Source organism: Klebsiella aerogenes (assembly GCA_029027985.1).
Classification (GTDB): Bacteria; Pseudomonadota; Gammaproteobacteria; order Enterobacterales; family Enterobacteriaceae; genus Klebsiella; species Klebsiella aerogenes_A.
Genome location: CP119076.1, coordinates 319,635 through 332,263, shown reverse-complemented (window position 1 = coordinate 332,263; position 12,629 = coordinate 319,635). Strand labels below are relative to the sequence as shown.

The 12,629-nt window shown below is 57.5% G+C and carries 8 protein-coding genes; 2 read left to right on the top strand and 6 right to left on the bottom strand.

Annotated features, from left to right (window positions below):
* Positions 1-6 precede the first annotated feature (6 nt).
* Positions 7-2,712, top strand: a complete 2,706-nt coding sequence (gene malT, locus PYR66_01505; protein ID WEF28441.1) for an HTH-type transcriptional regulator MalT — start codon at positions 7-9, stop codon at positions 2,710-2,712.
* 6 nt (positions 2,713-2,718) lie between these two features.
* Here malT and PYR66_01500 read toward each other — a convergent pair whose 3' ends face one another.
* The 3 genes from PYR66_01500 to glpE form a co-directional block, all read right to left on the bottom strand.
* Positions 2,719-3,477: a DeoR/GlpR family transcriptional regulator gene (locus PYR66_01500; GenBank protein ID WEF28440.1), complete on the bottom strand. Its 759-nt coding sequence runs from the start codon at positions 3,475-3,477 to the stop codon at positions 2,719-2,721.
* Positions 3,478-3,560: 83 nt separating this feature from the next.
* The gene (gene glpG / locus PYR66_01495) at positions 3,561-4,391 is read right to left on the bottom strand and encodes a rhomboid family intramembrane serine protease GlpG (GenBank protein ID WEF28439.1); all 831 of its coding nucleotides are present in this window, start codon (positions 4,389-4,391) and stop codon (positions 3,561-3,563) included.
* A gap of 52 nt (positions 4,392-4,443) precedes the next feature.
* The gene (gene glpE, locus PYR66_01490; GenBank protein ID WEF28438.1) at positions 4,444-4,773 is read right to left on the bottom strand and encodes a thiosulfate sulfurtransferase GlpE; all 330 of its coding nucleotides are present in this window, start codon (positions 4,771-4,773) and stop codon (positions 4,444-4,446) included.
* A gap of 206 nt (positions 4,774-4,979) precedes the next feature.
* Between glpE and glpD the strand changes: the two genes are divergently transcribed.
* Positions 4,980-6,488 (top strand): glycerol-3-phosphate dehydrogenase, encoded by a 1,509-nt coding sequence (gene glpD / locus PYR66_01485; protein ID WEF28437.1) that lies wholly within the window; start codon positions 4,980-4,982, stop codon positions 6,486-6,488.
* Between the two features lie 898 nt (positions 6,489-7,386).
* On the opposite strand, the gene glgP is transcribed toward glpD, so the two are convergent.
* Genes glgP through glgC form a run of 3 tightly spaced genes read right to left on the bottom strand, consistent with a single transcriptional unit; the run spans position 7,387 to position 12,580 of the window.
* Positions 7,387-9,834 carry a glycogen phosphorylase gene (gene glgP, locus PYR66_01480; GenBank protein WEF28436.1) on the bottom strand — a complete coding sequence of 816 codons (2,448 nt, stop codon included), beginning with the start codon at positions 9,832-9,834 and terminating at the stop codon, positions 7,387-7,389.
* A 17-nt stretch (positions 9,835-9,851) separates the two neighbouring features.
* Entirely contained in the window at positions 9,852-11,285 is a 1,434-nt protein-coding gene (gene glgA, locus PYR66_01475) for a glycogen synthase GlgA (GenBank protein WEF28435.1), read from the bottom strand.
* On the bottom strand, positions 11,285-12,580 hold the full coding sequence (gene glgC, locus PYR66_01470; GenBank protein ID WEF28434.1) for a glucose-1-phosphate adenylyltransferase: 1,296 nt from the start codon (positions 12,578-12,580) through the stop codon (positions 11,285-11,287). The genes glgA and glgC overlap by 1 nt, the downstream gene beginning before the upstream one ends.
* Between the last annotated feature and the right edge of the window lie 49 nt (positions 12,581-12,629).

Sequence of the window (12,629 nt, the reverse complement as noted above, 5' to 3'; positions counted from 1 at the left end):
TGAACTATGTTGATTCCGTCTAAATTAAGTCGTCCGTCCCGTCTCGAACACACCGTGGTTCGCGAGCGGTTACTGGCGAAACTTTCCGGCGCGAACAATTATCGTCTCGCGTTGGTGACCAGCCCGGCAGGTTACGGCAAAACCACGCTCGTTTCGCAGTGGGCTTCGGGTAAGCATGACCTCGGCTGGTTCTCGCTTGATGAAGGCGACAACCAGCAGGAGCGCTTCGCCAGCTATCTGATTGCAGCCATCCAACAGGCTACCGGCAGCCACTGCGCCGCCAGCGAAGCCATGGTGCAAAAGCGCCAGTACGCCAGCCTGCCATCGCTGTTTGCGCAGCTTTTTATCGAACTCGCCGACTGGCAGCGCCCGCTGTATCTGGTGATCGATGATTACCATCTGATTAATAACCCGGTTATCCACGACGCGATGCGCTTCTTCCTGCGCCATCAGCCGGAAACCATGACTCTGGTGGTGCTGTCGCGCAACCTGCCGCAGTTGGGGATCGCCAACCTGCGCGTACGTGAACAATTACTCGAAATCGGCAGCCAACAGTTGGCTTTTACTCATCAGGAAGCGAAACAATTTTTCGATTGCCGCCTTTCCTCGCCAATTGAGGCCGATGACAGCAGCCGCCTGTGCGATGACGTCGCTGGCTGGGCCACCGCCCTCCAGCTCATCGCCCTCTCCGCCCGGCAGAAAAATAGCTCCGCCCACCACTCCGCCCGCCGCCTCGCCGGGATAAACGCCAGCCATCTTTCCGATTATCTCGTCGATGAAGTCCTGGATAACGTCGATGCCCGCACCCGCAGCTTCTTATTAAAAAGCTCGCTGTTGCGTTCGATGAATGACGCGCTGATCGTCCGCGTCACCGGCGAAGAGAACGGCCAGATGCAGCTGGAAGAGATCGAACGTCAGGGACTGTTCCTGCACCGGATGGACGATTCCGGCGAATGGTTCCGTTATCACCCGCTGTTCGGTAATTTCCTGCGCCAGCGCTGCCAATGGGAAATGGCGACTGAACTCCCGGAAATTCACCGCGCCGCCGCCGAGGCGTGGATGGCGCAGGGCTTCCCGACGGAAGCCATTCATCACGCGCTCGCCGCTGGCGACGCCGCCATGTTGCGCGATATTCTGCTCAACCACGCCTGGGGCATGTTCAACCATAGCGAGCTTGGGCTGCTGGAGCAGTCGCTGGCGGCACTGCCGTGGTCAAACCTGCTGGAAAACCCGCGGCTGATCCTGCTGCAAGCCTGGCTGATGCAGAGCCAGCACCGCTATAGTGAAGTGAATACCCTGCTGGCCCGCGCCGAGCAGGAGATGGATGTCGAAATGGATACCGCGATGCACGGCGATTTCAACGCCCTGCGCGCGCAGGTGGCAATTAACGCCGGCGATCAGGATGAAGCGGAACGCCTGGCGATGGTGGCATTGGATGAGCTGCCGCTGGCCAACTATTACAGCCGCATCGTCGCCACCTCCGTTCACGGCGAAGTGCTGCACTGCAAAGGCCTGCTGAGCAAATCGCTGGCGGTGATGCAGCAGACCGAACAGATGGCCCGCCGTCACGATGTCTGGCACTACGCCCTGTGGAGCATGATCCAGCAGAGCGAAATTCTCTTCGCCCAGGGCTTCCTGCAGGCGGCATGGGAGATTCAGGATAAAGCGTTCCAGCTTATTCGTGACCAGCACCTTGAACAGCTGCCGATGCATGAGTTCCTGCTGCGCATTCGCGCGCAGCTACTGTGGGCCTGGGCGCGCCTTGATGAAGCGGAAGGCTGTGCCCGCAACGGCATCACGGTACTGGCAGGCTATCAGCCGCAGCAGCAGTTGCAGTGCCTGGCGCTGATGGTGCAGTGCTCGCTGGCCCGCGGCGATCTCGACAACGCCCGCAGCCAGCTCAATCGCCTGGAAAACCTGTTGGGCAACGGCCATTATCACAGCGACTGGGTTTCCAACGCCGATAAGGTGCGCGTGATCTACTGGCAGATGACCGGCGACAAGACCGCGGCGGCCAACTGGCTGCGCCAGACGCCGAAGCCGGAATTCGCCAATAATCACTTCCTGCAGAGCCAGTGGCGTAATATCGCCCGCGCGCAGATCCTGCTCGGCGATGTTGATTCCGCCGAAATGGTGCTGGAAGAGTTAAACGAAAACGCCCGCTCGCTACGCTTGATGAGCGATATCAACCGCAATCTGCTGCTGTTGAACCAACTGTACTGGCAGGCGGATCGCAAGAGCGACGCGCAAAAAGCGCTGCTGGAAGCCTTAACCCTGGCCAACCGCACCGGCTTCATCAACCACTTCGTGATTGAAGGCGAAGCCATGGCGCAGCAATTGCGCCAGCTGATTCAGCTCAATACGCTGCCGGAACTGGAGCAGCATCGCGCGCAGCGGATCCTGCGCGATATCAACCAGCATCATCGCCACAAATTCGCCCACTTCGACGAAAGCTTCGTCGAGCGCCTGCTCAACCACCCGGAAGTGCCGGAGCTTATCCGCACCAGCCCGCTGACCCAACGCGAATGGCAGGTATTAGGGCTTATTTACTCTGGCTACAGCAACGAGCAGATCGCCGGCGAACTGGATGTCGCGGCAACCACCATCAAAACGCATATTCGTAATCTGTATCAGAAGCTTGGGGTGGCGCACCGCCAGGATGCCGTTCAGCATGCCCAGCGGTTGCTCAAAATGATGGGATACGGCGTCTGACGCCGCTTAGCACAACTCCAACTGCAGATTGTTGTCTTTAATCACCTTCAGCACGCCAGCAGGCGGCATGACATCGGTGTAGACCGCATCGACCATACTGATGCTGCCCATATTCACCATCGCATTACGGCCAAACTTCGAGTGATCCACCACCAGCATCACATGACGCGAGTTCTCGATAATCGCCCGCTTGGTACGCACTTCATGGTAATCAAATTCCAGCAGCGAACCGTCGCTATCAATGCCGCTGATGCCGAGAATGCCGAAATCGAGACGGAACTGGGAGATAAAATCGAGCGTCGCTTCACCGATGATCCCGCCGTCGCGGCTGCGCAGCTCGCCGCCAGCGAGAATAATACGAAAATCATCTTTCACCATCAGCGTATTGGCGACGTTGAGGTTGTTGGTCACGATCCGCAGGTCATTGTGATTGAGCAGCGCGTGCGCGACCGCCTCCGGCGTGGTGCCGATATCGATAAACAGCGTCGCGCCGTCGGGAATTTCGCTCGCCACTTTACGCGCGATGCGCTCTTTTTCCGCGGTCTGGGTCGCTTTCCTGTCGTGCCACGAGGTGTTGACCGAGCTTGAAGGCATCGCTGCGCCGCCGTGGTGGCGCAGGATCATTTTTTGTTCCGCTAAATCATTCAAGTCGCGACGGATAGTCTGCGGGCTGACGGCAAACTGCTCGACCAGCTCTTCGGTACTGACGTATCCCTGTTTTTTTACCAGCTCGATAATCGCGTCATGACGTTGTGTTTGTTTCATGAAATGTCCCTGGAAGAAGGTGCTCACTTATCAGGCGTTATTGTCAGGCCAGCGGGCAAACAACCTGCCCGCTGGAAAAGTCCTTACGCTCGTTTTCGCACATGTAACGTATCGACGAACGCCATCGCCAGGCCGACAACCAGGCCCGCCACGTGCGCACCGTTGGCGATCGACATGCCGAAAACATCAAACCATCCCGCCACTAACCACACTAAAGAGAAGAGGATCAGGCCGCGTTGCAGATAGATGCCGCTCTGCGGATCGCGTTCACCACGCAGCCAAACATAGCCCATCAACGCGTAGACCACGCCCGACAAACCACCGAACCACGGACCGCTGACCTGATGCTGGACAAACCCGCTCAACAGGGCGCTGATGACGGTAATCACCACTAATTTACCGCTGCCGATGCGCTTCTCTACCGCACCGCCGAGGTACCACCACCATAGCAGGTTAAACAGAATATGCATCAGCGAGAAGTGCATGAAAGCATGGGTAAGATAGCGCCAGGCTTCGAATTTCAGTGAAGGATCGTAGGGCCAGGCGAGCCAAATCATCACCGGCTGATCGCCGAGCGCATTCTGCAGCACGAAGACCACAATACAGGCCAACAGAATCGCCCACGTAAACGGCCCGGCGTTATGACGCAAGGTGGCTAAAAACGGGAAGCGCTGATAGTGCAGCCCGCTATTGGTATGCCCCGATTGCCAGCTGGCGGCGAGATAACGCGGGTCGGCCGGGTTTTCGAGAAAACGAGCCAGCTCGGCCTGCACCCGCTCGGTCTGGCTTTCATCGGCCAACCAGACGTCGCTCTGCGTGTGTTGTTGAATCGTCAGAATGACCCCCTGCGTCGCCATATAGTCGACAAACGCCTGGGCCACGCGCGGGTTGGCAAAAGAGGTAATCATTAACATACAGCGAGTCGCTTATTCCACACAAAGGGAGCTAGTATATACCGTACCGCGCTTATAGCGAGCCGTGCGCGACTTCCGCCGGGAAATGACGATGCCAGGCGTCAAACCCGCCATCAACGCTGTAGACCTGATCGAAGCCCTGCTGCAGCAGATACTGTGCGGCACCTTTACTGCTGTTGCCGTGGTAGCACATTACCATCACCGGCGTCTCAAAGTCGTTATCGCGCATAAATGCGCCCAGCGTATCGTTAGTCAGATGAAACGCTCCCGGCGTATGCCCCATAGCAAAACTCTGCGGGTCGCGGATGTCGACCAGTACCGCCGCCTGCTGCTGCAGTTTCTGGTGCGCTTCTTCTACGTTGATACATTCAAATTGTTCCATGGCTCTCTTCTCTATTTCGCTTCATGACGGGCGGTGACCGGCCCTGATTTTACCCTCTAGTGTACCGCCAGGCGGTAAATAAACGCCAATATGTTACATGTGTCACTCTGAAATGTTTTTTTGATGTTACCAAAAGCGCGTTTGTTTGCTATAGTGAGCGATATCGAACATTTATGAGCTTAAACGAAAGCGAACGAGGTGCGAGCGTGGAAATCAAAGATCTGATTGTGATAGGCGGAGGCATCAACGGTGCCGGTATCGCGGCAGACGCCGCCGGACGCGGTTTATCCGTGCTGATGCTGGAAGCGAGAGACCTTGCCTGCGCCACCTCAAGCGCCAGCTCAAAACTGATTCACGGTGGCCTGCGCTACCTTGAACACTACGAATTCCGCCTGGTCAGCGAAGCGCTGGCGGAACGTGAAGTGTTATTAAAAATGGCCCCGCATCTCGCCTTCCCGATGCGCTTTCGTTTACCGCACCGCCCGCACCTGCGCCCGGCGTGGATGATTCGTATTGGTCTGTTTTTATACGATCACCTCGGTAAACGCACCAGTCTGCCGAGTTCCAGCGGTTTGCGCTTTGGCGCGGAATCCGTGCTGAAGCCTGAAATCGTGCGCGGTTTCGAATATTCCGACTGCTGGGTAGACGATGCGCGCCTGGTGCTCGCCAACGCCCAAATGGTGGTACGCAAAGGTGGCGAGGTTCGCACCCGTACCCGCGCTATCTCAGCAAAACGCGAAAACGGACTGTGGGTCGTTGAAGCGGAAGATATCGATAGCGGTGAGAAATTTACCTGGCACGCGCGTGGTCTGGTGAACGCTACCGGCCCGTGGGTGAAACACTTCTTCGATGAGGGAATGCACCTGCGCTCACCTTATGGCATCCGCCTGATTAAAGGCAGCCACATCGTGGTTCCGCGCGTACATACCCAGAAGCAGGCCTACATTCTGCAAAACGAAGACAAGCGTATCGTATTCGTGATCCCATGGATGGATGAATTCTCGATTATCGGCACCACCGACGTCGAGTACAAAGGCGACCCGAAAGCGGTGGCGATCGATGATAAAGAGATCAACTACCTGCTGGACGTCTACAACGCGCACTTTAAAAAGACGCTATCGCGCGACGATATCGTCTGGACTTACTCCGGCGTACGTCCGCTGTGCGATGACGAATCTGATTCCCCGCAGGCGATTACCCGCGACTATACGCTCGATATTCATGATGAGAACGGCCAGGCGCCGCTACTGTCGGTATTCGGCGGTAAGCTCACCACCTACCGCAAGCTGGCGGAACACGCGCTGGAAAAACTCACCCCGTATTATCAGGGAATTGGCCCGGCATGGACCAAAACTGCGGTACTGCCTGGCGGCGATATCGGCGGCGACCGTGACGACTACGCAGCGAAACTGCGCCGTCGCTTCTCATTTATCAGCGAATCGATGGCTCGCCACTATGCCCGCACTTATGGCAGCAATAGCGAGTGGATCCTTGGCGAAGCGGCTTCTGTTGCCGATTTAGGCGAAGACTTCGGCCATGAGTTTTATGAGGCCGAGCTGAAATACCTGGTCGAACACGAATGGGTGCGCAGCCTCGACGATGCCATCTGGCGCCGTACCAAACAAGGTATGTGGCTGAACGCCGAACAGCAGGCGCGCATTAGCGAGTGGCTGGCGCAGCACGTGGGAAAGTCTGAACTGTCGTTAGCATCGTAACATACCCCGGGTTACATCACGACGCAGATCCGTAGCCTCGCTGAGCGCAGCGCGAGCGGAGAACTCCCCCGGGTTGCGGCTTACGCCTGACCCGGGCTACATCACCGCGCAAACCCGTAGCCCCGCTGAGCGTAGCGCGAGCGGAGAACTCCCCCTGGTTGCGGCTTACGCCTGACCCGGGTTACATCACGACGCAGATCCGTAGCCCCGCTGAGCCGTAGCGCGAGCGGAGAACTCCTCCGGGTTGCGGTTTACGCCTGACCCGGGCTACATCACCGCGCAAACCCGTAGCCCCGCTGAGCGTAGCACGAGCGGGGAAATCCCCCGGGTTGCGGCTTACGCCTGACCCGGGCTACATCACGGCGCAGATCCGTAGCCCCGCTGAGCGCAGCGCGAGCGGGGAAATCCCCCGGGTTGCGGCTTACGCCTGACCCGGGCTACATCACGACGCAGATCCGTAGCCCCGCTGAGCGCAGCGCGAGCGGGGAAATCCCCCGGGTTGCGGCTTACACCTGACCCGGGCTACATCACGACGCAGATCCGTAGCCCCGCTGAGCGCAGCGCAAGCGGGGAACTCCCCCAGGTTGCGGCTTACGCCTGACCCGTGCTACACACGGCGCAGATCCGTAGCCCCGCTGAGCGTAGCGCAAGCGGGGAACTCCCCCGGGTTGCGGCTTACGCCTGACCCGGGTTACATCACGACGCAGATCCGTAGCCCCGCTGAGCGTAGCGCGAGCGGAGAACTCCCCCGGGTTGCGGCTTACGCCTGACCCGGGCTACACACGGCGCAGATCCGTAGCCCCGCTGAGCGTAGCAAGAGCGGGGAAATCCCCCGGGATACATCACCGCGCAAACAGAAACGGGGCCTGCTGGCCCCGTTTTGCTGATACTTACCCGATTACAGACGAACCGGGTCGATATGCCAGATATATTTGGCGTATTCCTGAATCGTGCGGTCGGAAGAGAAATAACCCATATTGGCGATATTCATCATCGCCTTATTGGCCCACTCCTCCGGATGACGGTACAGCTCATCCACTTTATCCTGGCAATCCACGTAGCTACGGTAATCCGCCAGCACCTGATAGTGGTCGCCGAAGTTAATCAGCGAATCCAGCAGGTCGCGATAGCGGCCAGGTTCCGATGGGCTGAACAAACCGGTGCCAATCTGCGTCAGCGCCTGATGCAGTTCCAGATCCTGTTCATAGTAGTCACGCGGTTTGTAGCCGTTGTTGCGCAGGGCCTCCACCTCTTCCGCGGTATTGCCGAAGATAAAGATATTATCCTCGCCGACGTGCTCCAGCATCTCGACATTCGCGCCATCCAGGGTACCGATCGTCAGCGCGCCATTGAGACCGAACTTCATATTGCTGGTGCCGGACGCTTCCGTCCCCGCCAGCGAGATCTGCTCAGAGAGATCCGCCGCCGGAATAATCAGCTGCGCCAGACTCACGCTGTAGTTGGGGATAAATACCACTTTCAGCTTGTCGCCAATCTGCGGATCGTTATTCACCACCGCCGCCACATCGTTGATCAGATGAATAATATGCTTCGCCATGTAGTAGGCCGAAGCGGCCTTACCGGCGAAAATATTCACCCGCGGCACCCACTCCGCCTGCGGATCGGCTTTGATCCGATTGTAGCGGGTGATCACGTGCAGGATATTCATCAGCTGGCGCTTATATTCGTGGATGCGTTTAATCTGCACGTCATACAGCGCCTTCGGATTCACCACCACGTTAAGCTGCTGGGCGATATAGTTGGCCAGCCGCTGCTTGTTCTCAAGTTTGGCGTGGCGCACCGCCTGATTCACCGTCGGGTAATCGATATGCTGCAGCAGGTCGCTCAGTTGACTCAGATCGGTACGCCAGGTGTGGCCGATATTCTCATCCAGCACCTGCGACAACGACGGGTTAGCCAGCGCCAACCAGCGTCGCGGCGTCACGCCATTGGTGACGTTGGTGAAGCGCATCGGGAAAATCTTCGCAAACTCGGCAAACAGCGACTCAACCATTAAGCGCGAATGCAGCTCGGAAACGCCGTTCACTTTATGGCTGATCACCACCGCTAGCCACGCCATACGCACCCGGCGGCCGTTGGACTCATCGATAATCGACGTGCGGCTGAGCAGCGCGGTATCGTTGGGATACTGCTCCTGCAACGTCTTGAGGAAGTAGTCGTTAATCTCGAAAATAATTTGCAGATGACGCGGCAGAATTTTACCCAGCATATCGACCGGCCAGGTCTCCAGCGCTTCGCTCATCAGCGTGTGGTTGGTATAGGAGAAGACCTGACAGGTCACCTCGAAGGCCTCATCCCAGCTAAATTTATGCTCGTCGATCAGCAGGCGCATCAGCTCGGGGATCGACAGCACCGGGTGGGTATCGTTGAGATGAATGGCGATTTTATCCGCCAGATTATCGTAGGTTCGGTGTAGCTGATAGTGACGACTGAGAATATCCTGCACCGTCGCTGAGACGAGGAAATACTCCTGCCGCAGGCGCAACTCGCGCCCGGAATAGGTGGAGTCATCCGGATAGAGCACGCGCGACACGTTCTCAGAGTGGTTCTTATCTTCCACCGCCGCGAAGTAATCGCCCTGGTTGAATTTACCGAGATTGATTTCGCTACTGGCCTGCGCGCTCCACAGCCGTAAGGTATTGGTGGCGTCGGTATCAAAGCCAGGGATAATCTGATCGTAGGCTTCGGCGATGATCTCTTCGGTTTCGATCCAGTGGGTGTGTTTACCTTCCTGCTGCACACGGCCGCCGAAACGCACTTTATAGCGCGTATTGTAGCGCTCGAATTCCCACGGGTTGCCGTACTCCAGCCAGTAATCCGGCGACTCTTTCTGCCGCCCATCGACGATGTTCTGTTTGAACATGCCGTAGTCGTAACGAATGCCGTAGCCACGGCCAGGAAGACCCAGCGTCGCCAGCGAATCGAGGAAGCAAGCGGCCAGGCGCCCTAAGCCGCCGTTGCCTAAGCCAGGGTCGTTCTCTTCATCAATCAGCTCTTCCAGATCGAGCCCCATATCGGCCAGCGCATTATTAACATCTTCATAAATCCCTAACGACAACAGCGCGTTAGAAAGGGTACGGCCAATCAAAAATTCCATCGACAGGTAGTAGACCTGACGCACTTCCTGCGACAACTGGGCGCGGTTTGAACGCAGCCAGCGCTCGACCAAACGGTCGCGCACGGCGAACAGGGTGGCGTTCAACCATTCGTGTTTGTTCGCTATCGCCGGATCTTTACCGATGATAAACATCAGCTTATACGCGATAGAATGCTTTAACGCCTCAACGCTCAGCGTGGGTGACGCATAACTAAAGGGTGCATTCATAGCCATAGCTCCTGTGGTTACATCAAGCGTTGATAGAGTTCGCGATAAGATTTCGCCGCCACCTGCCAACTAAAGTCCATATTCATCGCCTGACGCTGGACGTAACGCCACAGCGACGGTCGCGACCACAACACAAAGGTGCGCCGGATGGCCCGCAGCAACGCCACCGCATTGCTGTCTTCAAAGACGAATCCGCTGGCGACGCCGTCGGCGAGGTTTTCCAACGAACAGTCGGCGACAGTATCGGCGAGACCGCCGGTGCGGCGCACCAGCGGCAGAGTGCCATATTTCAGCCCATACAGCTGAGTCAGGCCGCACGGCTCAAAGCGGCTGGGAACCAGAATCACATCGGCGCCGCCCATGATGCGGTGCGAAAACGCCTCGTGATAACCAATCTGTACGCCGACCTGCCCCGGATGTTCGGCGGCGGCGGCAAGGAAGCCTTCCTGCAGCACCGGGTCGCCGGCCCCCAACAGCGCCAGTTGTCCGCCCTGTTCGAGCAGACCCGGCAGCGCTTCCAGCACTAAATCCAGTCCTTTCTGGCTGGTCAGGCGGCTGACCACGGCGAACAGCGGCGCTTTATCATCCACCTTCAACCCCATGGCGATTTGCAACTGTCGTTTATTCTCGGCCTTCTCTTCCAGACAATCGCGGTCATAGCGCGACGCCAGCAACAGGTCGCTGTGCGGATTCCAGATGCTGTCATCCACACCGTTAAGAATGCCGGATAAACGCCCCTCGTGCTGACGCTGGCGCAGCAACCCTTCCATCCCGTAGGCATATTGCGGTTCGGTGATTTCCCGCGCGTAGGTCGGGCTTACCGCCGTAATATGGTCGGCATAGTACAACCCGGCCTTGAGGAAGGAGATCTGGCCGTTAAACTCAAGGCCGTGCATGTTATAAAACGACCACGGCAGCTCTATCTCATTCATATGCCAGGAGTAAAACATCCCCTGGTAGGCAAGGTTATGTACCGTAAACACCGACTTCGCCGGGTGGCCGCGCGCCGCCAGATAGGCAGGGGTCAGGCCCGCGTGCCAGTCATGGGCGTGTACCACCTCCGGTCGCCAGAACGGATCCAGCCCGCAGGCCATCTCGCTGCCGACCCAACCGAGCAGCGCAAAGCGCAGCACGTTGTCGGTATAGGCGTTCATGTTGGCGTCGTGATAAGGGCTCCCAGGGCGATCGTAGAGATGCGGGGCATCGATCAGATAAATGCCAACGCCGTTAAAATGGCCGAACAGCAGGGTAATGCGCCCGGCAAAGGTATCCCGGCGGGTCACCACCTGCGCGTCGGTGATCCCGCGTCGGATATCCGGATACCCCGGCAGCAGCACGCGGGTATCTACGCCGTCAGCGATCTGCGCCGCCGGCAGCGCGCCGATCACATCAGCCAGGCCGCCGGTTTTTAACAACGGGAACATCTCTGAACATACGTGTAAAACCTGCATTATCGCTCCTGTTTGTGCCCCAGTTTCCGCAGCATGTCGCGGGTTACCAGCACGATACCTTCCTCTGAACGGTAGAAGCGGTTGGCATCTTCTTCCGCATTTTCGCCAATTACCATGCCTTCAGGGATGACGCAGGCGCGGTCAATCACGCAGCGGCGCAGGCGGCACGAGCGCCCGACCCAAACATCTGGCAATAAGACTGCCGAATCAATGTTACAAAACGAATTCACCCGCACTCGCGGGAATAGCACCGACTGCACCACCACCGAACCGGAAATAATGCAGCCGCCGGAAACCAGCGAGTTCAGCGTCATGCCGTGGCTACCGGAACGATCCTGAACGAATTTCGCGGGCGGCAGCGATTCCATATGGGTGCGAATTGGCCAGTTCTGGTCGTACATATCCAGCTCCGGGGTCACCGATGCCAGGTCGAGGTTGGCTTTCCAGTAGGCTTCTAACGTCCCAACATCACGCCAGTACGGTTCGGAATCCGGGTCGGATTGCACGCAGGATAGTGGGAAAGGATGTGCATAAGCCATGCCAGCTTCGGTAATTTTCGGGATGATGTCTTTGCCGAAGTCGTGGCTGGAGTTTTCGTTGAGATCGTCGGCGGCCAGCAGCTCATAAAGGTAATCCGCATCAAAGATATAGATACCCATACTGGCCAGCGAGCGCGTGGCGTCGTTCGGCATCGCTGGCGGGTTGGCCGGTTTTTCAACGAACTCGATAATTTTCTCGCTTTCATCGACGGCCATGACGCCAAAGGCGGATGCCTCTTCAATGGGCACCGGCATGCACGCAACGGTGCAGCGCGCCCCTTTTTCGACATGGTCGATCAGCATCCGCGAATAGTCTTGTTTGTAGATATGGTCGCCGGCGAGGATCACCACGTATTCCGCCTTGTAGCGGCGAATAATATCGAGGTTCTGCGTCACCGCATCTGCCGTGCCGCGATACCAGTTTTCACCGTGTACGCGTTGTTGCGCTGGCAGCAGATCGACGAATTCATTCATCTCCTCGCTGAAGAAGGACCAACCGCGCTGGATATGCTGCACCAGGGTGTGCGACTGATATTGGGTAATCACGCCAATACGGCGGATACCTGAGTTAATGCAGTTAGATAATGCGAAGTCGATAATACGGAACTTACCGCCAAAGTGGACAGCAGGTTTCGCGCGCTTAATGGTTAAATCCTTAAGCCGGGTACCGCGCCCGCCAGCGAGGATCAGCGCCACGGACTTGAGAGGAAGTTGACGCGCCAGCATCAACGGATCGTTCTTTTCTAGCCTAACCATGATTAACTCCTTTTTACTTCCCTGCTTTACGGCCCGCGGCTGAAAAGGC